Source organism: Serratia sp. BIGb0234, assembly GCF_024809915.1.
GTDB classification, from domain to species: Bacteria; Pseudomonadota; Gammaproteobacteria; order Enterobacterales; family Enterobacteriaceae; genus Serratia; species Serratia liquefaciens.
This window is the reverse complement of sequence record NZ_JANUEI010000004.1, coordinates 76,177-99,041: the sequence shown is the minus strand read 5'-3', so window position 1 is coordinate 99,041 and position 22,865 is coordinate 76,177. Positions and strand designations below refer to the sequence as shown.

General features: G+C 55.1%; 20 protein-coding genes. 14 read left to right on the top strand and 6 right to left on the bottom strand.

Annotated features, from left to right (window positions below; genetic code table 11):
* Positions 1-56: 56 nt before the first annotated feature.
* The gene (olsF, locus tag M2407_RS16695) at positions 57-1,778 is read right to left on the bottom strand and encodes an ornithine lipid synthase OlsF (RefSeq protein ID WP_020827038.1); all 1,722 of its coding nucleotides are present in this window, start codon (positions 1,776-1,778) and stop codon (positions 57-59) included.
* A 168-nt stretch (positions 1,779-1,946) separates the two neighbouring features.
* The gene (locus tag M2407_RS16690) at positions 1,947-3,608 is read right to left on the bottom strand and encodes a DUF4091 domain-containing protein (RefSeq protein WP_310445709.1); all 1,662 of its coding nucleotides are present in this window, start codon (positions 3,606-3,608) and stop codon (positions 1,947-1,949) included.
* Between the two features lie 465 nt (positions 3,609-4,073).
* Between M2407_RS16690 and M2407_RS16685 the strand changes: the two genes are divergently transcribed.
* From M2407_RS16685 to ogt, 11 genes are all read left to right on the top strand, one after another.
* Positions 4,074-5,327: a sugar ABC transporter substrate-binding protein gene (locus M2407_RS16685; protein WP_176983520.1), complete on the top strand. Its 1,254-nt coding sequence runs from the start codon at positions 4,074-4,076 to the stop codon at positions 5,325-5,327.
* 82 nt (positions 5,328-5,409) lie between these two features.
* Entirely contained in the window at positions 5,410-6,348 is a 939-nt protein-coding gene (locus M2407_RS16680) for a carbohydrate ABC transporter permease (protein ID WP_020827041.1), read from the top strand.
* Between the two features lie 12 nt (positions 6,349-6,360).
* On the top strand, positions 6,361-7,179 hold the full coding sequence (locus tag M2407_RS16675) for a carbohydrate ABC transporter permease (RefSeq protein ID WP_044551448.1): 819 nt from the start codon (positions 6,361-6,363) through the stop codon (positions 7,177-7,179).
* Positions 7,180-7,201: 22 nt separating this feature from the next.
* A complete protein-coding gene (locus M2407_RS16670) occupies positions 7,202-8,314 on the top strand; it encodes an ABC transporter ATP-binding protein (RefSeq protein ID WP_128865208.1) in 1,113 nt (370 codons plus the stop codon).
* A 19-nt stretch (positions 8,315-8,333) separates the two neighbouring features.
* Entirely contained in the window at positions 8,334-9,617 is a 1,284-nt protein-coding gene (locus tag M2407_RS16665; RefSeq protein WP_259218649.1) for a Gfo/Idh/MocA family protein, read from the top strand.
* Between the two features lie 18 nt (positions 9,618-9,635).
* Complete coding sequence (locus M2407_RS16660; protein ID WP_044551454.1) at positions 9,636-10,544, top strand: ROK family protein; 909 nt, start codon at positions 9,636-9,638, stop codon at positions 10,542-10,544.
* Positions 10,545-10,876: 332 nt separating this feature from the next.
* Complete coding sequence (gene agaR, locus M2407_RS16655; protein WP_046373443.1) at positions 10,877-11,647, top strand: transcriptional repressor AgaR; 771 nt, start codon at positions 10,877-10,879, stop codon at positions 11,645-11,647.
* Between the two features lie 25 nt (positions 11,648-11,672).
* On the top strand, positions 11,673-12,839 hold the full coding sequence (locus tag M2407_RS16650) for an SIS domain-containing protein (protein WP_020827047.1): 1,167 nt from the start codon (positions 11,673-11,675) through the stop codon (positions 12,837-12,839).
* A gap of 9 nt (positions 12,840-12,848) precedes the next feature.
* The gene (locus M2407_RS16645; RefSeq protein WP_020827048.1) at positions 12,849-13,703 is read left to right on the top strand and encodes a tagatose bisphosphate family class II aldolase; all 855 of its coding nucleotides are present in this window, start codon (positions 12,849-12,851) and stop codon (positions 13,701-13,703) included.
* A gap of 326 nt (positions 13,704-14,029) precedes the next feature.
* Positions 14,030-14,341 carry a hypothetical protein gene (locus tag M2407_RS16640; RefSeq protein WP_122079457.1) on the top strand — a complete coding sequence of 104 codons (312 nt, stop codon included), beginning with the start codon at positions 14,030-14,032 and terminating at the stop codon, positions 14,339-14,341.
* A 211-nt stretch (positions 14,342-14,552) separates the two neighbouring features.
* On the top strand, positions 14,553-15,077 hold the full coding sequence (gene ogt, locus M2407_RS16635; protein ID WP_046373441.1) for a methylated-DNA--[protein]-cysteine S-methyltransferase: 525 nt from the start codon (positions 14,553-14,555) through the stop codon (positions 15,075-15,077).
* A gap of 50 nt (positions 15,078-15,127) precedes the next feature.
* Here ogt and M2407_RS16630 read toward each other — a convergent pair whose 3' ends face one another.
* Together M2407_RS16630 and M2407_RS16625 are read right to left on the bottom strand one after the other, a co-directional pair.
* Complete coding sequence (locus M2407_RS16630) at positions 15,128-15,664, bottom strand: glycine zipper family protein (protein WP_142815141.1); 537 nt, start codon at positions 15,662-15,664, stop codon at positions 15,128-15,130.
* A gap of 18 nt (positions 15,665-15,682) precedes the next feature.
* Positions 15,683-16,027 carry a hypothetical protein gene (locus M2407_RS16625; protein WP_128865259.1) on the bottom strand — a complete coding sequence of 115 codons (345 nt, stop codon included), beginning with the start codon at positions 16,025-16,027 and terminating at the stop codon, positions 15,683-15,685.
* Positions 16,028-16,437: 410 nt separating this feature from the next.
* On the opposite strand from M2407_RS16625, the gene M2407_RS16620 reads away from it, so the two are divergent.
* Complete coding sequence (locus M2407_RS16620; RefSeq protein ID WP_012145310.1) at positions 16,438-17,202, top strand: FNR family transcription factor; 765 nt, start codon at positions 16,438-16,440, stop codon at positions 17,200-17,202.
* Positions 17,203-17,329: 127 nt separating this feature from the next.
* Entirely contained in the window at positions 17,330-18,292 is a 963-nt protein-coding gene (gene uspE, locus M2407_RS16615; protein WP_020827051.1) for a universal stress protein UspE, read from the top strand.
* Between the two features lie 53 nt (positions 18,293-18,345).
* Here the strand turns inward: uspE and pntB are convergent, their stop codons facing one another.
* Together pntB and pntA are read right to left on the bottom strand one after the other, a co-directional pair.
* Positions 18,346-19,740: a Re/Si-specific NAD(P)(+) transhydrogenase subunit beta gene (gene pntB, locus M2407_RS16610; RefSeq protein ID WP_041414583.1), complete on the bottom strand. Its 1,395-nt coding sequence runs from the start codon at positions 19,738-19,740 to the stop codon at positions 18,346-18,348.
* A gap of 10 nt (positions 19,741-19,750) precedes the next feature.
* Positions 19,751-21,280: a Re/Si-specific NAD(P)(+) transhydrogenase subunit alpha gene (pntA, locus tag M2407_RS16605; RefSeq protein WP_044551475.1), complete on the bottom strand. Its 1,530-nt coding sequence runs from the start codon at positions 21,278-21,280 to the stop codon at positions 19,751-19,753.
* Positions 21,281-21,819: 539 nt separating this feature from the next.
* Here pntA and ydgH point away from each other — a divergent pair.
* Complete coding sequence (gene ydgH / locus M2407_RS16600) at positions 21,820-22,770, top strand: DUF1471 family protein YdgH (RefSeq protein ID WP_048758739.1); 951 nt, start codon at positions 21,820-21,822, stop codon at positions 22,768-22,770.
* The last annotated feature ends 95 nt before the right edge of the window (positions 22,771-22,865 follow it).

Genomic DNA, 22,865 nt, shown 5'->3' with positions numbered 1-22,865 from the left:
TCCCCCGCCGGTGCCAAGCTTCGGATTAGATCAAAAACGCATGAGCGCCACGCCAATTACTCTATGCACGCCTCCTGCGGCTGATGCACTGCGATGTAACGTTGGAAACGCGCAGGTTTAAGCCGAGTGAGATCGACCAGCACCAGCCCATCAATGCAGTTATTGAAGGCCGGATCGGTGCCAAAATCGATGAACTGCACCCCGCCCGGTTCACACAGCTCGGTATATTGTTTATACAGCGTGGGGATCGAACAGCCGATATTGCTCAACAGGCTTTTCAGTCGCACCAGATCTTCCTGATAGTTATCGCCGGCAAACTGCGCCAGCACCTGAGGTAACGAGGCGGGATACGGCTGCCGCGACTGCGCCAGCGCGCTGTCCGGCGAGAAATACAGCCGGTAGAAGGCGATCAGCAGATCGCGCGCCGTTACCGGCATGCCTCCGGATATAGACACCGGGCCAAAAAGATAGCGGTACTGCGGGTACTTCGCCAGGTAGGCGCCAATGCCCAGCCACAGGTAGTCCAGCCCGCGTTTGCCCCAGTAGGCCGGCTGAATGAAACTGCGGCCCAGCTCAATCCCCTGCGCCAGAATAGGTGCCATATCGCGGTCATAATGGAACAGGCTGTTGCTGTAAATGCCTTCCAGGCCCTTGCGTTCCAACTGCTCGGCGGTTGGGATAAAGCGATAGGCACCGACTATCTCCAACTCGTCCGCGTCCCACAGCACCAGGTGGTAATAGTCGTCGTCGTAGCTGTCCAGATCGCGGCGGCGACCGGAGCCTTCCCCCACCGCACGGAAAGCGATTTCGCGCAGGCGTCCTAGCTCACGCAGGATAGGCGTACGCGCTTCATCCTGACGGCGATACAGGAAGATGATTTTTCCGTCCGGGGTAACCCCCAGCCGCTCACAGTTTGCCAGCGCTTTCTTCAGTTCCAGTCGGTCTTCCGGCAAGGCTATCGGAGATTCGCTGGCAAACAATCCTTCTTTACCCTGCCCCAGGCGATAAACGTGACGGCGGAAACGCTCCGCCAGATCTTTCGCGCTGGTATGGCCGTCGTGCCAATTGGCAAAGGGAATACGGCCACCCACGCGGATTTTAATGCGCCCGCCCTGCTGCTGGAACATTTCGCGCACCAGTAATAGCGTGGACAGAGGTCGATAAACCAGGGAGGTGAAGTAGAATAAATTGCTGTTACGGGCGCTGATGTGGATCGGCACAATCGGTGCGCGCGCCTTGGCCGCCAGACGCAAGAAACCAGTATGCCAATGCCCGTCGCGAATGCCTTTCGGGCTCATGCGCGACACTTCGCCAGCGGGGAACAGGATCAGCGCACCCTGCTTGTCCAATTGCGCCTGCATGCCTTCAATTTGCTTGCGGCTGGTCTTATAGGCGACGTTGTCCACCGGTACGAACAGGCTGCGCAGCGGTTCGATGTAGGTCAGCAGTTGGCTGGCCACCACTTTGACATCCGGCCGCACCGCCGCGACCGCACGCAGCAGCACCAGTCCGTCAAGTGACCCTATCGGGTGATTAGCCACCAGCACCACCGGTCCCTGGCTCGGGATATTTTCCAGATCGCCATCCACCAGTTCACAACTGAGGTTGAAGTAGTCCACCACCTGCTCGATCAGATCCAGACCTTTCAGATGGGGATAATCGGCGGCAAACTGTTTGAATTCTTTTTCGAAGAGTAAAGTTCTCAGCAGGCTACGCTGCCAGGCAGGGGTATTGCGGTGTGGAAATGCATCATGCAACAGAGAGTCCAAGCTAAACATCGCGTTATCTCCTGGCTTAGTCGCTGCAAAATTAAGCCAGCGCTATGACCCTAACATGTCAGTAACATGACAAAAAAATGAAATCCCTCGACCTATCAGGTATAGCAAATTATTGAAAACTTGGTGGCGACACTCTGCTTGTCGCCCCCTCGCCGCATTTTATGCCAATTAAATCAACGCTTCGATCCGCTGATTCACCGCTTCACGCAGCCACAGCAGCGGTGCTGCCTGATGCGGATAACGTTTAAAAGTGATACGCATCCCCAGTTCCTGTTCAATCAATGCCTCTACCGTGTTGCGATCCGTCAGGCTTTCCAACAGCTGCAGCGCACGCATGTCCTGCAAGCCCTGATGCAGCACCCGTAACCGCAGCGACTCCACCGGCGTCAGGTTTTCGCCGGGGTAAACCACAAAGGCGTCGCCGGAAGGAAACGCATTTCGGCAATCGGTCACCGCGTAGGGGTTAAGTTTTTCTCGCGAATGGCCGCTGTTATAGAAGTTGAACCCCCAGTGCAGAAAACCGCTGATGTTGTACAGGTAAAGCTGGATGCCCAGAATACGATTACGCGCCGAAGGTTGAGCAAAGAAACGGTTGGCCACCTCGGTCTTTTGCACGCAGCAGTAATAGGCCCACAGGCCCGGAACCTGATGCTCAAGGAAAGCGTCTATATGGTCGGTAGCGGCCACTGGCGTTTCCACCAGTCCTTGCCGGTAAAACGCGTAGTCTGACAGCGCGTCAAAAGTGCGGAACCCGGCCAGCAGCGGGCGCAAGGCTGCAACGGCACGCTGATAAACGGCGATGTTCTCCAGCGTTGGCTCATCCGAGATATGGAACCAGACCTGCTGTTGCAACTGGCGATCGCGGAACCATGCGGTCAACGCCGGCAACAGCGCCTGCAAAAACTGTTGATACTCCTGCGCGTGGGCGTCAGTGTGCCAACCGAACAGCGGGCAAAGTGCGCCGTCGATCTCCGCCAGAATTTTTGGCGCATGCGCCGCCCCCCACTGGGTGAACAACGGGGCAATCTCAAAATGTTCAATCCCCTCTTCCTGCGCCATATCCACCCACTGGGCCAGCCGCTGGAAATCAAACCGATAACCCTGCGCGGAACGCTGTACGCCAATCAACTGTACCGTGGTGCGCTCGCCGCCGACGGCGGTATCCAGCGGTGGCGTGAAGATCGGCGTCAGCAGCATGTTGACTCCACTGTTGACCGCACAGCGAACAAAGTTGCGTACCGCCAGCCAGTATTCGGGACTGAACACCGGCACGCGGTAATAATCCGCCAGACAATCGGTATGCACCCATTCGGTGTGCAACAGGGTTTGCGGCGGCAGTTCGACCGGGACAATATGCAGCGTCAGGGCGGCGCTGGCCAGGGCTTCGCCGCTGATAACATCAAACAAGGTCAGGTTCAGCGGGCAATCCCCGCCTGGCACAGGCGTCGACGGCGGTGTATAGGTCAGCCAAAGGCAGCCGTAATAATTGTTGGCGACAAAGAAACGCTGCTCGGTCAGCGGCATCAGCGGATCGGGAAATAACCCCGGCTCGGTACGCAGATAGTTCTCATCGGTCTGGGCATAACAGGGAAAGTGGCTGGGTACCGATTGCACCTGCCGCACGCTGATATACTCTGCCAATGATCCCTCAAGACGGTAGCTTAATTCACGCCGAGTTTCGTTATCGGCCCGGTGAAGGCAATAAACCCCCTGCCAGGAAATCATTTCATTGCTCAGGCCACTCAACTTATTTATTTGATCAATCTGTGGTGCATTATGGCTGTGAAATATCTTTTCCAGACTGTGAGTAAAAGTCAATGAAAGGCGCATAGCAATAATCTCGCTCTAATGGGGAAATACCGATGAGTGATTTTCAGGCTAAACCCTTTTATCGATTCAAACAATAGTGGTCATTCAAAAAACGGCGTTTACGTCGAGGCAAAGCCTGCCGATACAATTTTTTTGTTTATTTGCATCACAAAAATGAAAGATACCCAGACATGCACAATAAAAATGTTTTTAATCCCCATTATGGTGCAAGGGTTATCACTTATTCCTATGACCCCAGCAGCCAGTCATTGCCCAACGGCAGGGCCAAAACCGCCGCAAAAGGTTAACGAATTGTGAACAACTTACGCTTTCGGTTTACGCCCCAACCCTTTCGATCTTAACAACATCGAAACATTCGCGCCCCATTTTTGGGCAGATCGGGGTGTATTGACACATTGAAAGTTAAGGGATAGAAAGAATTCACGTTACGAAAATATTTATTCGTCGTCCACCGAGGGGAAAGCAATGTCACCGATAAAAAATACCGGCCGTCTTCTGGCGCATTCTGCCATTGCGACGGCATTATTATTGCCGACCATGTTATATGCCGCCGATCAAATAACTTTGCGTTATGCCGTATGGGACAGAAATCAATTACCGGCCGAGCAGGAAATCGCCAAACGCTTTGAAAAAGAAAACCCAAACATTAAAATAGCCATAGAATTAACGCCGTCGGCACAATACTTCGTTAAATTGGATTCCGCCGCAGCTGGCGGCGTAGCGCCAGATATATTCTGGATAAATATGCCTTATTTTGTTCAATATGCCAAAAACGGCATTATGCAACCTTTAACACCTTATATTAGCGGCAGCAGCGTCAAGCTAAATGACGTGGTCGCCAGTTCGGTAAAAGCCTATCAGTATGACGGCCAACAGATGGCCATCCCGCGCGACGTGGACTCTATTGCGGTGTGGTACAACAAAAAGCTGTTCGATCAGGCCGGTGTCAGCTACCCCACCAGCGATTGGAACTGGGATGACCTGAAAACCAAAGCCGCAGCCTTGAAAACCGGCTTGAAAGGCAGTGCCTTCCCGTTGGTGATGGACCTTAGCATCGACGGCCAGGACAGCTACATGAACCTGCTGTTCCAGAACGGCAACCACATCGTCCCGAAAGACGGCCAGCCGACCGACATCGCCAACGACAAGTCCATCTGGGTATATCAGCAGCTGCAGTCAATGATGAAAGACGGGCTGATGCCCAGCGCCCAGCAAATGAGCGAAGTCAAAACCGAGAACATCTTCCAGTCCAACCGCGCAGCCATGGTGTATGCCGGCTCGTGGTTAGCGGCCCCGTTCGCCAACAACCCGCTGATTAACGACCATATCGGCGTGGTAATGATGCCGAAAATCGAACGTCAATCCGGTGTGGCGCACAGCCTGGCGTTCGCCATGTCCGCCAACAGCACCCACAAACAAGAAGCCTGGAAATACATCGAGTTTATGAGCACCGAAGCTTCGCAAACCGAGTTGGCGAAAGTGGTGATCCCGGCCAATAAAGTGGCGGCGAAAGCCTGGGCGGCGGAAATCAAGAAGGTCGATGTTACGCCTTATATCGACACTCTCAACGTGACCGAGGCCTACCCGACCGCCGGGACCAACACGCCAAAATGGCAGAACATGTGGATAGCCAGTCTGAAGAAAATCTTTATGGGCGCGGATGCCAAACAGGAGATGGATAAGTCGGTCAAGAAGATCGAACGCATCATGGAGCAGTAATCGCCCCGTGCCGGCTGCGCCTGCCCGAAGGCGCGGCCGGCAACGGAACACCGCAAAGCCGTTACTGGTGAGGAATGGCAACATGTCGCTGGCAGATACCTACGGTGCCCTAAAACAACAAAAAAGCATCCCACGTCCTGCGCTCAGCCGCCTGGAGCGCGCCGAGCGTTTTTGGGGTTGGGTGATGATTTTACCGCTGTTGATTGGGTTGACGGTGTTTTACTTCATCCCTTTTTTGCAGAACATCTTTTACAGCTTTACCGACCTCAATCAGTTTATGCGCTGGAGCACCCTCAGCGTCGATAACTACGTCAATCTGTTTGAAGACGACGATTTCTACACCGCCGCCGGCAACACCCTGTTCTATGTGGTGGTGTGTGTACCGGTCAGCCTGAGTCTGTCGCTACTGCTGGCCATTGGCCTCAACCAAAATATCCGAGGCAAGGCGCTGTTGCGCACCCTGCTGTTCCTGCCGGCGGTCACCATGCCCGCCGCGGTGGCGATGGTGTGGCAATGGCTGTTCAACAAGGACTTCGGCCTGATTAACCAGGCGATTGGCCAACTGGGTATTTCACCGGTGGCCTGGCTATCCGATCCGGACGTGGTGCGCATCAGCGTTTCCATCATCATTATCTGGTCGTCGCTGGCGCTGAAAATCATCATTTTACTGGCCGGTTTGCAGAGCATTCCACGCCAGCTGTATGAGGCCGCCGACATCGATGGCATCAGCACCCTGCGTCGCTTCTTCTGTATTACCCTGCCGATGATGGTCCCGACGCTGTTCTTCGTTTCGGTAATGAGTTTTATCGAGATCCTGCAAATCTTTGACGTGGTGTTTTTGATGTTTGACCGCGCGCTGGTGGAAAGCGACGTGATGACCGTCACCAACCTGTTCTACAAATACGCCTTTTACCTGCAGGAGAAAGGTTACGCCTCCGCCATCACCGTGGTGCTGTTCGCCGTCACCCTGCTGATCACCCTGATTCAAATGATGATTGGCAAACGCCTGAAAGTGAGCTGAGGAGCCGCGACGATGAGCATAAGTAAAAGAACGCTGGTGTATCTGTTTATGGTGTTGGCGGCGTTGGCTTCGGTCGTGCCGTTTATCTGGATGCTGGTCACCTCGCTGAAAACTCAGGCCGAGAGTATCCAGATCCCGCTGACGCTGCTGCCGGCCCACCCCAGCCTGCAGGCCTACGGTAAGATCATGCGCGAAATCCCCTTCGCCGATTTTTACCTGAACTCGCTGTTGGCCACTTTTTTCACCGTCACCCTGCAAATGGTGATCGCCACCATGGCCGCCTACGGTTTCTCGCGCCTGCATTTTCGCGGCCGTGATGCGGTGTTTCTGGTGTGTATTTCCATCCTGATGGTGCCCGGGCAAGCCTTTTTGATCCCGCAATTTCTGGTGGTGCAAAAGTTGGGGCTGGTGAACAGCATCACCGGGCTGGTGTTGCCGGGCATCTTCAGTATTTATGCCACTTTCCTGCTGCGCCAGTTCTTCCTCGCGGTACCGAAGGAGATGGAGGAAGCCGCACTGATTGACGGTTACAGCTACTTCGCCATCTTCTGGCGCATCATGCTGCCGCTGATCCGGCCTGGCATTATCGCCTGCATCATCATCAACGGCCTGTGGAGCTGGAACAACCTGATGTGGCCGCTGATCGTCAACACCACCACCGAGAAGCTGACGCTGCCGGTCGGGCTGGCGTCGCTGTCGAGCCGCGCCGGGGTGGAGTATCCGCTACTGATGGCCGGGGCGCTGATGGCAGTGATCCCCATGCTGATGCTGTTCATTCTTTTCCAACGTTACTTCATCCAGGGCATCGCCAGCGCTGGGGTAAAAGGCTAACCGCGAACACAAGGTAAATAACATGGCCGGTATTCAGTTAAACAATGTGAAGAAGGTATACCCCAACGGTTTCAATGCGCTGCACGGGGTCGATCTGGACATTAAAGACGGCGAGTTTATGGTCTTCGTCGGGCCGTCCGGCTGCGCCAAATCTACCCTGCTGCGCATGATCGCCGGGCTGGAGAGCGTCAGCGATGGCCAGATCCTGATCCACGATCGCTGCGTCAACGACACCATGCCAAAAGATCGCGGTATCGCCATGGTGTTCCAGAACTATGCGCTTTACCCGCACATGACGGTCTACAAGAACATGGCGTTCGGCCTGATCGGCAAGGAAAGCAAAGCCGAAATTGACCGTCGGGTGCGTGATGCCGCCGAAAAACTGGAGATCACCAACCTGCTGCAGCGCAAACCAGGTCAGCTGTCCGGCGGACAGTGCCAGCGCGTGGCGGTCGGCCGCGCCATCGTGCGCAAACCCAAGGTGTTTCTGTTCGACGAGCCGCTTTCCAATCTGGACGCCAAGCTGCGCGTCTCAATGCGCGTCCAACTGATCGAACTGCATAACCAACTGAAACAGGAAGGCGCCGCCGCCACCATGGTGTACGTCACCCACGATCAGGTGGAGGCGATGACCATGGGCGACCGCATCTGCGTGATGAACCGTGGCGCCATTATGCAGGTGGATAAACCCATTAACCTGTACCACCAGCCCGCTAACCGCTTCGTCGCCGAGTTTATCGGCAGCCCGTCGATGAACCTGCACGACATGGCGGTGACTCGTAGCGCACAGGGTATTGGGCTGCGCATCGGCAATGAATATCCGCTCGAACTGCCGCCGGCGCTGCAACAACAGCTGGAAAGTTATCCGCACCCGCGTGTGTGTCTGGGCATCCGTCCGGAGTCTCTGCGGCTGTGTGCGCCCGGCAGCAGCAACTGCTTCCCGGCGAAGATTGTCACCATCGAACGCATGGGCAACGAAGAGTTGCTGCACTGTGAACTGGCTGAACTGCGCTTTGTGCTGCGTATGGCGTCGCAACAAGACTGGGAACCACGTCTGGGAGAACAGATCCATCTGGCTTTCGATCTGACCCGTGCGCACCTGTTTGATGAAATCAGCGGCCAAAACCTCAAATAACAAGATCGGAGAACGAGCAATGTCGTCAGCTAAACAAAATGGTTTTGCCGGTCGCCCGGTTCAGGTTCTGGTGATTGGCGCCGGGGCACGCGGTGAAATTTACTCGCGCTACGCGTTGGCGCATCCGGATTTAATGCAGGTAGTCGCGGTAGCCGAACCGCGTGATATTTATCGGCAGCAGTTCGTCGAACAGCACGGTATTTCGGCGGATAAGGTGTTCACCGACTGGCAACAGGCCGCCGACGCCGGAAAACTGGCCGATGCGGTGCTGATCTGCACCCAGGACACCCTGCACCTGGAACCGGCGCTGGCCTTTGCCAAGCAGGGTTATGCCATGCTGTTGGAAAAACCGCTTTCGCCGGTAGCCAGCGAGTGTCGCACCATCGTTGAAGAGGTGGTGCGTCAGAAGCTGATTTTCTCGGTCGGCCACGTACTGCGCTACACGCGCTACACCCAAAAACTCAAGCAACTGCTGCGCGATAACGTGATTGGCGACATCGTCAGCCTGCAGCATCTGGAACCGGTAGGCTACTGGCATCAGGCACACTCCTTTGTTCGCGGCAACTGGCGCAACGACAATGAAGCCGCCTTTATGCTGCTGCAGAAGTCCTGTCACGACATTGACTGGATCCGTTACATCATGGAACTGCCCTGCGAACAGATCAGTTCGTTCGGGGGTTTACGCCATTTTCGCCAGGAGAACCAGCCTGCCGGTGCGGCTGACAACTGCCTTGACTGCGCCGTGGAAGCCAGCTGTCCTTACTCCGCCAAGCGTATTTACCTTGGCGACGATCACAAGGCCACGCCGGGCTTCCTGCGCGTATTAACGCCCGAGGTCAGCCAATCACACCTGCAGGCGGCGCTGCGCGACGGTCAGTATGGCCGCTGCGTCTACCGCTGCGACAATAACGTGGTCGATCACCAGGTGGTCAATATGCAGTTTGCCGGTGGCCGCACCGCCTCCTTCACCATGACCGCCTTTACCCGACTGGAAGATCGCAAAACCCGTATTTTCGGCAGCCACGGTTGCCTTGAGGGCGACGGTCGCTATATCCGGATCACTTCATTCGTTGACGACAGCGAAAAAGTGTACGACGTCGAAGAAGCCGACGATCTGCATGCCATGTCCGGCCACGGCGGCGGCGACTACTACCTGATGCAGCATTTCATTGACGCGATCCGCACTAACGATCCGTCGCAGGTGCTGTCCGGACCGGCGGAAACGCTGGAAAGCCATCTGATGGTCTTCGCTGCGGAACGCGCACGCCGAGAATCTGCGGTAATTACCCTGAGTGGAGCCTGAAACGTGGAAATATCACAGATGCGTTACGGTTTCGACATCGGCGGCACCAAGATTGAAATGGCGGCCTACGATCGCCAATTGCGGCAGGTGCTGTGCCAACGGGTGAGCACGCCTACCGGCGATTACCGCGCATTTTTGTCCTGTATCCAGCAATTGGTCGATCATGCCGATCGCGAGCTGCACACCCAGGGCAGCATCGGCATCGGCTTGCCGGGCGTGACCGATCCCCGCAGCCGTAAGCAGTTGGCGGTTAACGTCCCCTGCCTCACCGGGCACTGCCTGGCGGACGATTTGGCCCATGAACTGGCGCGGCCGGTTGAAATTGAAAACGACTGTCGCTGCTTCGCCCTTTCCGAGGCCAGCACGCCGCAAACCGAGCATCTGGCGCTGGTCTTCGGCGCCATTATCGGCACCGGTGCCGGCGGCGGGCTGGTGATGAACAAGCAATTGCACAAGGGCCGTAACGGGCTGGCCGGTGAATGGGGCCATACGCCGATCTCTGCTCAGTTGGCGCAGCGTTACGATTTACCGTTGTTTACCTGCAATTGCGGCCTGACCGGTTGTTTTGAACGCTACGTTTCCGGCAGCGGGCTGCTGGCGCTAAGCCGTCATTTCGGCCACCGCGCCGACAGCGTACCGGCGCTGATCGCCCATTACCGGCACGGAGATCCGCTGGCACAGCGGCTGATAGCGATGTACGTCGATATTCTGGCCAGCGCCCTGGCAGGGCTGCAATTGCTGCTGGACGTTGACGCCTTCGTGCTCGGCGGCGGACTGTCGAACGTCGGGGAGCTGTACGCCCTGCTACCGCCGGCCATGAGCGCCTGGCTGTTGCCGGGTACCGAACCGGCGGCAGTCTATCCGCCAGTGCACGGTGACAGCAGCGGCGTACGAGGGGCCGCATTATTACGCCAAAGCTGGCAATAAAAAACAGTGAAACGCCAGACGGGAATAAATGAATGTCGTGGCTTTCATCCTGCTTTCGACAAATTACCTCAGGCGGTGAGTTGCCGCCTGATAAATAACGAATTACCGCTTTTCACTTTATTTTTCGGCCGCTTTCGGTTGATCACCAATCGAAAGCAAAAACAAATATAACCAGTTGATACATATAGATTTTTATAAATTTATCGGTTGCATTTCATTGTTTCGTTTGCTGTAATTTGCCACGAACAACTGAAAGCACTCCTGTCAGATTAGCTGCGACGCATTGCGCCGCGGCAGGGTATGACTACAGCTAAATCGGGAGTCACGCGTTAATGATAAATACCGTAAAACGACGGGAATTAATTATCGACCAGCTTTGTCGCGAAGGCTCGGTGCGCGTCGAGCAACTCAGCGCCCAGTTTTCTGTTTCCAGCGTCACCATCCGCAGCGATTTGCGCCAGCTGGAAAAAAGCGGCTGTGCGGTGCGCGCTTACGGCGGCGCAATGCTCAATAAACAGTTTGCCTTCGACCGCCCGCTGCAAGACAAGGGCCGTATCAATCGCGACGTGAAATACGCCATTGCCTGCGCCGCGGCGGAATTGGTCAACGACGGTGATGCCATCATTCTCGACTCCGGCTCCACCACCAGCCAGATGGCGCAGCAACTGGTCGGCAAGAAAGACCTGGTAGTGATGACCAATGCGCTGAACATCGCGTTCGAACTGGCCAACAACGAACAGGTTGATCTGATGGTGGTGGGCGGCAGCGTACGGCGCAAATCCTGGTCGCTGTATGGCCCGGCGGCGGAGCAGCATATGCGGCAATTTCGTTTCGACAAGCTGTTTCTCGGCGTCGACGGTTTTGACCTGCTCAGCGGCATCACCACGCCAGATCCTGGCGAAGCGCAGCTCAACCGCGCGATGTGCGATGTAGCGCGCGAAGTGATCGCCGTTGCAGACGCCAGCAAATTCGGTCGCACCAGCTTTTGCATGATCCGTGAAATTGGCCAAATCCAGCGTTTGGTCACCGACAGCCGCATCCCGGAAAACTACCTGCATGCGCTGAACCATTTAGGTGTCGACGTGATTATCGCCGACCGTTAACCGAGGCTTTCAAGGAGTTTTCAACATGAACGGTTATTTTGCTTACGATGCGGGCTGGCTGGAACAACGGCATGCGCTGCATACCGCACGTGAGATCTGGCAACAGCCTGATTTATGGGACGCCCTGCACCGACAGCTGCAGGAGCAACAAGCCTTGTGGCAACCTTTTCTGGCACCGCTGTTGGCCAATCCTCGCCTGCAGATTGTGCTGTGCGGTGCGGGCAGCTCGGCCTTCGCCGGCCGCGCGTTAGCCCCCTGGCTGCGTGAAAAAACCGGTCGTGACGTGGTGGCCTATGGCACCACCGATATCGTCGCCAACCCACACCAATATCTGGATCTGACGCGCCCAACGCTGCTGGTTTCTTTTGCCCGTTCCGGCAACAGCCCGGAAAGTGTCGCGACAGTCGAACTGGCCGACCAACTGCTGCCGGAAAGTTATCACCTTATGCTGGTTTGTAACCCGGACAGCCAATTGGCGCACTATGCCCATCAGCGCGAGAACGTCTGTTCGTTAGTGATGCCGCAAGGCTCCAACGATCAAAGCTTCGCCATGACTTCCAGTTTCAGCTGCATGATGCTGTCCGCCGCGCTGTTGCTCGGGCCGCACTCCCTTTCCGAGGCCCAACGCCCACTCGCGACCATGGTGGCGCGCTGCCGCGAACTGCGTGAAACGCTGCAACCACAGGTAAAAGCGTTCGCGGCCAGCGGTTTTCGACGCTACATCACGCTGGGCGGCAGTTGTTTCACCGGGCTGGCGGAAGAGGCTTCGTTGAAAATGCTGGAACTGACCGCCGGGCAGATTGTCACCCGCTACGACTCACCGCTTGGCCTGCGCCATGGGCCCAAATTTATGGTCGATGACCAAACGCTGGTGCTGCTGATGTTCTCCAGCGGTGACTATGCCCGCCAATACGATCGCGATTTGTGGAACGAACTGCATCGCGATGGTCTGGCGATGCAGATGGTCGGCTTGACCGGCAGTGCGCAGCCGGTATCGGACATGATGCTGAACCTGCACCACGCCGAAGACGACGTCTGGCTGCTGTTCCCTTACCTGTTATTCACCCAAATGCTGGCCTTTGAAAGCTCGCTGGCGCTTGGCATGACGCCGGACAACCCATGCCCGACCGGTGAAGTTAACCGGGTGGTTAAAGGCGTCACCATTTACCGTTATCCGTCTTCTGTGGCGTAAGGAATCTCTATGTACCTGATATCCAACCGGGAAATGCTGCAAAAAGCACAACGCCAGGGTTATGCCGTACCGGCGTTCAACGTCCATAATCTGGAAACCGTGCAGGTGGTGGCGGAGACCGCCGCCGAATTGCGCTCGCCGGTGATCATGGCCGGCACGCCTGGCACATTCAGCTATGCCGGCACCGACTATTTGATCGGTATCTGCCAGGCGGCCGCACGCCGTTACGATCTGCCGTTAGCGCTGCATCTGGACCATCACGAAGAGATGGACGATATCGAATACAAGGTCAAAAGCGGCATTCGTTCGGTGATGATCGACGGCTCACATCTGCCGTTCGAACAGAACATCGCCAAAGTGGCTGAGGCCGTCGCATTGTGCCATCGCTACGGCGCCAGCGTTGAGGCAGAATTGGGCCGCCTCGGGGGCCAGGAGGATGACCTGATTGTCGACTCCACCGACAGCTTCTTCACCGATCCGGCCGCCGCGCGCGAGTTTGTCACCGCTACCGGCATCGATTCGCTGGCGGTAGCCATCGGATCGGCTCACGGGCTGTACCACGGCGAACCCAAGCTGGACTTCGACCGCCTGGCGCTAATCCGTGAGCAGGTCGACATTCCACTGGTACTGCACGGCGCATCCGGTATTCCAGAAGCCATGGTGAAACGCGCCATTTCTCTAGGGGTGTGCAAGGTCAACGTCGCCACTGAGCTAAAAATCGCTTTTGCCGACGCGGTAAAAAGCTATTTTTCACAACATCCCGATGCCAACGATCCGCGTAAATACATCGTGCCCGGCAAGCTGGCGATGAAAGAAGTGGTGGCAGAGAAAATCCGTATCTGCGGCAGCAGCGGCATGCTGTAACTCAGCATAAATCACCACGCTTGGCCGTAGTTTCAGTTTCAACTGCGGCCACTCCGCATTTTTTAACGTGATGCGCTTCACAGTAAAACCGCCATACTCCCTCGTCATTCATTAAGCCGACTTCACTATGATCTAAATCATGGTTTTGCCAGCCCCCCCTCCCTATTATCAAATCCATCAAGACTAAATATTAAGAATAGTATATAAACCATTCTACAAGGAGGGCGCGACTAATTCGATTTTTGGCGATCATCAACTTGCCTGATTGATTTTTGTTTAATTGGACTGTTTTATTTTCCTGTTTCATTTTTAAAAAGGAATTAATAATGAACCATTCACTCATGGCATTGATGCTATTGGCCCTGCTACCCGCAACCCTGCAGGCTGCTCAACGAACCAGTCACCACGTGGCTTCCGGTACTATACGCTTTATCGGCGAGATCACCTCACCGGCCTGTACTATCCAACATAGAAATGAAGAAACCATTTCTCGCTGTTCAGGTTTGATATCGGCTCAGGGTCAACGCCCTATCACTAGCTCATTGAACAATATGCCACCAGAATTAGTTTCCAACGTGACCACCGAGATAATTAATAATAACGACCGGTTGAAGAACATCACCATCAGCTATAAGTAATGGGGGCATTTTATTGTTAACCCTGCTTGGTGTGATAAACATTATTGATATATTATAAATTTATTTTATAAATAAGCCCCTTTGTACCCCACTCATTTTTCAGTCGTCAGTATGGGCAACCTGAGGTTGCCCATCTTCATGTCCGGAATCCGCCATCGTCCCGCCTGGTTTCGTGCAATAATCTGCCCATCAAACGAGAGGAGTGATCAAAATGCAGACTTTTTTTATTGATCGTATGGCGACGCCGGTGGGTGAGCTGGTGTTGATTGCCGATGAGCAGGACCGCTTGCGCGCTATCGACTGGACGGAACACGAAACCCGCCTGATGAAGCTGCTGAATACCCATTACCGAGCCGATCGTTTTCAACTGGTGGACAAGGCTAACCCCGGTGGTCTTACCGATGCCATGCAGCGCTATTTTTCCGGTGAACTGGATGTGATCAACGATCTGCCGGTCATGACGGCCGGCACTGAGTTCCAGCGCAGTGTCTGGCAGCAACTGCGCCAGATCCCGTGCGGCGAGATCATCACCTACGGTGAACTGGCTAAGCGTATTGGGCGCCCAACGGCGTCCCGTGCGGTGGGGATGGCCAACGGCTCCAACCCCATCAGCATCGTAGTGCCCTGCCATCGGGTGATTGGCTCACAGGGCGCATTGACCGGCTATGCCGGTGGCGTTCAGCGTAAACAGTGGCTGTTGAAACACGAAGGCTACCTGCAAAACGATCTGCTTTAATTCAACCCACCGGAATAGCGCAGCTCACTATGGGCTAATCCGGTGGCTTATTAATGAGGAACGTAGTCCGGCGGGACCCCGCTATCCGGCGCCGAGGGAACGTAGTCCGGCGGTATAGTTGATGCAGGCTGTACATCCTCAGAGGTGTAACCGTAACCCACTGGTACCTTATTGCCTTTGGCATACATACACTGGCTGTAAACCCTGTCGTAGCGATCCTGCAAATCGGCGCTACTGCCCGAGGCCGAACTTCCGGCCATTGAACTGCCCACCAGCAATCCGCCGCCGGCACCAATAAGCGCACCAGGTCCAGCATCTCCGGATACCGCGCCGATCAACGCCCCTGCTGCCGCGCCAACCACCGTGCCGGCGGCGGCGGTGCCAGCCGCGCTGTCATTCGCCGTCTGAGCACCGTTTCCTACGCTGTTCTGTGCATAGCCGCGGCACAACGCCTCATCACGGTTGAATTGTTCATAGCTCTTGCCGGTACCCGGCAAGCTCATCACTTCCGGTCCAGCAGGCGGCGTCACGCAACCGCACAGCCCTGATACCAAAGCCAGTAAAGTAAAAACAGGGAGTAATTTCATCACCGATCCGCCTCAGATTTACCGGGACGCCGAGCTGTCTGGCACCACTTTCATCCAGCCGTCAGGACAACGCGCCACCTGCGGGTAGTAACCTGCCGGACGTCGGCAGTAATATGCGTAGGCTGGGGCCCTTTCTATGTAATTCTGTGGCGGTGACGGTGCCACGTAGACCACCGGTGGCGGAGCATAATAGACCGGCGGTGGCCCCCAGGGGATACCTATTACTACCCGCGGGCCATAATAACCGTGCCCATAATAGCCATGGCCGTAATAGCCATGGCCATAGTAGCCGTGTGCAAACGAGGCCGTGCTTGCCGCCATCAATGCCCCTGTTGCCAGCATTAACAACATGACCTTTTTCATCATTGACTCCTCAACCAATGGTCACCTCACCCAATAACAAGATAACGCTCGTCTGGGAGTTCTCTGCGGCAAAGATTGGGATGAATGCGATCGGTTTTCGCCAACAAATGTGTACAAATATTGGTCTGGATACGCAAAAAGGCGCTCAAAAGGCAGGGTTAAATGCTGCTTACTGAAAAATACGCTGCGCTACCCCGCATTTCTTGCGGATACGGAGAACCAAGCGCGTCGACCGTCCCTTGGCGTAACTAGCAAATAAATCGAAATATTTCAGCCAGCTACAGAACAATCGGCTGCAAGCCTGCTTAATATTCGCACAGAATGCCCCCGTTCTTATTAATGCTACCCTTATCACCTGCCGGAAAAGATGTTAAAATTGACGCATATCAATTATTGAATGAGCGTAATCTATGATCCCGGAAAAACGCGTGATTCGTCGTATCCAGTCTGGTGGTTGTGCGATCCATTGTCAGGATTGCAGTATCAGCCAGCTGTGTATTCCTTTTACTCTTAATGCGCACGAGTTGGACCAGCTCGACAACATTATCGAAAGGAAAAAGCCTATCCAGAAGGGCCAGACCCTGTTCAAGGCCGGCGATGAACTGAAATCGCTGTACGCTATCCGCTCCGGGACCATCAAGAGTTACACCATTACCGAACAGGGTGACGAGCAAATCACCGGCTTCCATCTGGCGGGCGATCTGGTCGGTTTTGATGCTATCGGCGGTCTGAAGCACCCAAGCTTTGCTCAGGCGTTGGAAACCTCGATGGTATGCGAGATCCCATTCGAAACGTTGGATGACCTTTCCGGTAAAATGCCTAATCTGCGCCAACAGATCATGCGTCTGATGAGCGGCGAGATTAAAGGTGACCAGGACATGATCCTGCTGTTGTCGAAAAAGAATGCCGAAGAGCGTCTGGCTGCATTCGTCTACAACCTGTCGCGCCGCTTTGCGGAGCGGGGTTTCTCACCGCGCGAGTTCCGCCTGACCATGACCCGCGGCGATATCGGCAACTACCTCGGTCTGACGGTTGAAACCATCAGTCGCCTGCTGGGCCGCTTCCAGAAAAGCGAAATTCTCAGCGTTAAAGGCAAATACATCACCATCGAAAACGTCGATGCCCTGTCTGTGCTGGCCGGCACGCCACGCATTAACGTCACCGTAAACGCCTGATCCCTATGCTGGGTTAATCATTCGACAGAATTATTGACCCAGCACACCTCTGCCGCTGTTCTGTTTTTCAATGTTGGGTTACTCTGTAAATTGACAGACTGTTGATTTTCAGCTGTAAGGAGGCCCTATGGCGAAGTATCAGAATCTTCTGGTGGCTATTGACCCCAATCAGGACGACCAGCCGGCGCTGCGCCGGGCGGTATACCTGATAAAACGCAATGGCGGGCGCATTAAGGCCTTCCTGCCTATTTATGACTTCTCTTACGAGATGACGACCCTGCTCTCGCCGGACGAAAGAACGGCAATGCGGCAAGGCGTTATCAGTCAACGCGCCGCTTGGATCACCGAGCAATGTCGTTTTTATCTCGACGAAGGCGTGCCCATTGAAATCAAAGTGGTCTGGCATAACCGCCCTTATGAGGCGATTATTCAGGAAGTGATCGCCGGTAAGCACGATCTGCTGCTGAAAATGGCGCACCAACACGACCGTCTTGAATCCGTCATTTTCACCCCAACCGATTGGCATCTGTTACGCAAATGCCCGTGCCCGGTGTGGATGGTCAAAGATCAGCCCTGGCCTGAAGGCAGTAAAGCGGTGGTTGCGGTTAACCTGGCCAGTGAAGAACCCTATCACGATCCCTTGAACATCAAACTGGTGCAGGAGACCGTTGAGTTGGCGCATAACGTCAACCAAACGGAAGTGCATCTGGTCGGCGCTTACCCCGTCACCCCCATCAATATCGCCATCGAGCTGCCTGATTTTGACCCCAGCGTATACAACGATGCCATCCGCGGACAGCATCTGATTGCCATGAAGGCGTTAAGACAGAAATTCGGCATTAACGAAGAGTTTACCCACGTCGAAAAAGGCCTGCCGGAAGAGGTAATCCCCGACCTGGCTGAGCACCTGCAGGCGGGCGTCGTGGTATTGGGTACCTTAGGCCGTACCGGCATCTCGGCGGCGTTTATCGGCAATACCGCCGAACATGTGATCGACCATCTGAAATGTGACCTGCTGGTGATCAAGCCAGAAAACTTCAACTGTCCGATCGAAGTTGACGAAGATGATGAGCACGACGACGAAGACTGATGTTTGACGCATAAAAAAACGGGCCCAAGGGCCCGTTTTTATTTGCCTGCGCGTTACGCCTGTAGCGCACGCAGAATCGCTTCCACACTCTCTTTGGCGTCACCAAACAGCATCTGGGTGTTCTCCTTGAAGAACAGCGGGTTCTGGACGCCGGCGTAACCGGTGTTCATCGAACGCTTGAAGGCAATCACATTCTGCGCCTTCCACACTTCCAGTACCGGCATGCCGGCGATCGGGCTACGCGGATCTTCCAGCGCGGCCGGGTTCACCGTATCGTTAGCGCCAATCACCAACACGGTGTCGGTATCAGGGAAATCTTCGTTGATTTCATCCATTTCCAACACCACGTCGTAAGGCACCTTGGCTTCAGCCAGCAGTACGTTCATGTGGCCAGGCAAACGCCCGGCAACCGGGTGAATACCGAAACGTACTTTGATGCCACGCGCGCGCAGTTTCTCGGTGATTTCCGCCACCGGATACTGCGCCTGAGCGACCGCCATGCCATAGCCTGGGGTGATGATCACCGAAGTGGAGTTCTTCAACTGCTCGGCAACTTCTTCCGCGGTCGTTTCGCGATACTCACCCATTTCTTCCGCATTACCGGTCGAAGAACCGTCGGTACCGAAGCCGCCGGCGATTACGCTGATAAACGAACGGTTCATCGCCTTACACATAATGTAAGACAGGATGGCACCCGAAGAGCCTACCAGTGCCCCGGTCACGATCAGCAGATCGTTGCTCAGCATGAAGCCCGCCGCTGCCGCTGCCCAGCCCGAATAGGAGTTGAGCATCGACACCACCACCGGCATATCTGCCCCGCCGATGGAAGCCACCAGATGCCAGCCAAACGCCAACGCGATAGCGGTCATCAGCACCAATGCCACTGCCTGCCAGCCCACGCTGTCGGCACGAACAAACACCACCAGCAGCAGGAAGGAGACGACCAGGGCCGCCAAATTCATTTTGTGGCGATTTGGTAGCGCCAAAGGTTTGGACGAGATGATACCGCGCAGTTTACCAAAGGCGACAATCGAACCTGTGAATGTCACCGCACCGATAAAGATACCGAGGAACACTTCGGTCAGATGGATGTTTTCCATCACCGGCTCCATCGGCGCACCGTGATCCAGATAGCTGTTTAAGCCCACCAGTACCGCCGCCAGGCCGACAAAGCTGTGCAGTACCGCCACCAGCTCTGGCATTTCGGTCATTTCGACCTTCTTCGCCAGATAGACCCCAATAGAACCGCCGATAATCATCGCGATGATGATCCAGCCCACGTTGCCGGAATCCGGCCCGAGAATGGTGGCGATCAGCGCAATCGCCATCCCTGCGATACCAAACAGATTGCCCCGCTTGGACGTTTCATGGCGCGATAAACCCGCCAGGCTGCAGATAAACAAAATAGCGGCAACAATGTATGCAGCTGTAACTAATCCTCCAGACATGTGCTACCCCTTAGTTCTTGCGGAACATCTTCAGCATGCGCTGAGTGACGGTGAATCCACCAAAAATGTTGATGCTGGCGATCAGCACGGCGATGAAGGAGAGGAAACTCACCCAACCGCCGTGGCCAATCTGCAATAACGCACCGACCACGATAATCCCTGAGATCGCATTGGTGACCGACATCAACGGGGTATGCAATGCATGGCTGACGTTCCACACCACGTAGTAACCCACCACGCAGGCCAGCGCAAACACGGTAAAGTGAGACAGGAACTCTTTCGGCGCGGCGTCGGCCAACCAGCCAAACAGAATAATCGCCAACGCCATCAGGCCATATTTCAGCCAAGGTGATACCGGTTTTGCCTCCGGCTTGGCGACCGGGGCCGCCGCCTGCGCCTGTTTCGGCTGGGCAGAAACCTGGATTGGCGGTGCCGGCCAGGTGACTTCGCCACTGCGCACCACGGTCACGCCGCGGATCACGGTGTCTTCGAAGTCGACGTCAATTTCGCCATTTTTCTCTTTCGACAGCAGCTTCAGCAGGTTAACCAGGTTGGTACCGTAAAGCTGCGAGGATTGGGTCGGCAAACGGCTTGGCAGATCGGTATAGCCAATGATTTTCACGCCGTTATCGGTAACGGTCACGCGGTCGGCCACGGTTAGCTCGCAGTTACCCCCGTTTTGTGCAGCCAGATCGACGATCACGCTGCCCGGTTTCATCGAAGCCACCATTTCTTTGGTAATCAGCTTCGGTGCCGGTTTGCCCGGGATCAGCGCCGTGGTGACGATAATGTCAACCTCCGCCGCCTGAGCAGCGAACAGCGCCATCTCTGCTTTGATAAAGGCTTCGGACATCACTTTGGCGTAGCCGTCGCCGCTGCCCGCTTCTTCCTCGAAATCCAACTCGAGGAATTCCGCGCCCATGCTCTGCACCTGCTCTTTGACTTCAGGGCGAGTGTCGAAGGCGCGAACAATGGCTCCCAGGCTGCCGGCAGCACCGATGGCCGCCAACCCGGCGACGCCGGCACCGATGATCATCACCTTGGCCGGTGGAACCTTGCCCGCAGCGGTGATCTGACCGGTAAAGAAACGGCCAAACTCATGCGCGGCTTCAACAATTGCCCGGTAGCCGGCGATATTCGCCATAGAACTCAGTGCGTCCATAGACTGTGCGCGTGAGATGCGCGGCACCGAGTCCATTGCCATCGCGGTGACGTTGCGTTCGGCCAGCTTCGCAATCAGTTCAGGGTTTTGCGCCGGCCAGATAAAGCTGACCAGGGTGCTGCCCTCACGCATTAACGCGATCTCGTCCTCAAGCGGCGCGTTAACTTTCAAAATCAGATCCGACTGCCAGACATCGGCAGTGTCGGCGATCTCAGCCCCAGCGGCTTGATACGCGCCATCGTCAAAACTTGCCAGTTTACCCGCCCCGCTTTCAATCGCGACGGTAAAGCCCAGCTTCAGCAGTTGTTCCACCGTTTTCGGCGTTGCTGCGACCCGGGCTTCATTGGCCAACCGTTCTCTTGGTACACCAATACGCATAATGTTCCCTTCTCACCTGTCTTTGATGATGTTTATTATCGTCCTGCCCATAGCGATGGCGCCGGCTGACAGGCCTTTGCTTACGCTTGTCGGCATCGAATTAAGGCACCATCTATAACCTACTGAAAATATGATCGATGATCCATAATTGCTTACGCATTCAGGTCTGTTTTTACATAAAAACCCAGCTAACGACATGACAAATCGCAATTTAAAGTTAAAAAGCCCGTTGGAATGGCGCTTTAGCGGCCAGATTGCGATAGCACCCGGTGCGCGGATATCTGGCGCGACGCGGCTGGTACGCATAAAAGTTATAAAATTGTGAATAATTAACACTTATGACATCAAAGGCTTTATTATTGAAACTTATGGTGATGCTGCGCAGAATGACGGACATCATTCTTCCGGGAATTTGTCTCATGAGATGACATAAAATGCTGAGACACTGCTCGAGATTACATGTAATAATCGGCGGCTGAATTACACCTAAACAGTTCAGCACGTTATAAACGTTAATGCGCTAGGCGAAAGGATTTTTTATGAAGCTGAAGAACACGATCATCGCGTCAGCCTTGTTATCACTCACTGCGCTGTCCGCTCATGCGGCGCAAGAGTTAACTCCTGAAAAAGCAGCGGCGCTGAAGCCGTTTGATCGCATCACGATTACCGGCCGCTTTAATGCCATCAATGAAGCTGCTGATGCCATTTCCCGCCGTGCAGACAAACTGGGTGCAGACGCCTTCTACATCCAGGACAGCAACAACAGCAACAATGGCGGCAACTGGCGCGTCACCGCCGATCTTTACCACAAAGATGCGCCGGAAGTGAGCAAAGAACCGAAATACCGCGTGATTAACGGCGTTACCGAGCTGCCGAAAGAACAAGCCTTCCTGCTGGAGCCTTACGATACCGTAAGCGTCAGCGGTTTCTACCGCAGCCAGCCGGACATCAACGATGCCATCACCAAAGAAGCGAAAAAGAAAGGCGCAGCCTCCTTCTTTATCGTACGTCAGGTTGATGCCAACCAGGGCGGCAACCAGTTCATTACCGCCTACATCTATAAAGCCGATGCACCTAAACGTACCGTTCAGAACCCGGATGCCATCCCGGCCGACTCTGAAGCAGGTAAGGCCGCTCTGGCTGCCGGTGGCGCTGCTGCTGCCAATGTGGAAATCCCTGGCGTAGCCTCTTCAGGCTCACCAAGCCGTGACGTAGGCCGTTTCTTCGAAACCCAGTCTTCAACCGGTAAGCGTTATACTGTCACGTTGCCTAACGGCACCAAGATTCAAGAAGTAAACAACGTGACCGCCGCGCAGATGGTGCCGTTTGACTCAGTGACCTTTACCGGCCACTTCAACAGCATGACCGACGTTTCTACCGAAGTGGCGAAACGCGCGGCTGAGAAAGGCGCCAAGTACTATCACGTAACCCGTCAGTGGCAGAACAAGAGCGGCGGCAACCTGACCGTCAGCGCTGATCTGTTCAAATAAGTTTCACTTTGCGGTTTACCATCGGGCAGCCATTGAGCTGCCCGTTTTTTTTGCCCCGCCTGTCGCCCGCCAGTTGAATAATTTTTTGCAAAAAT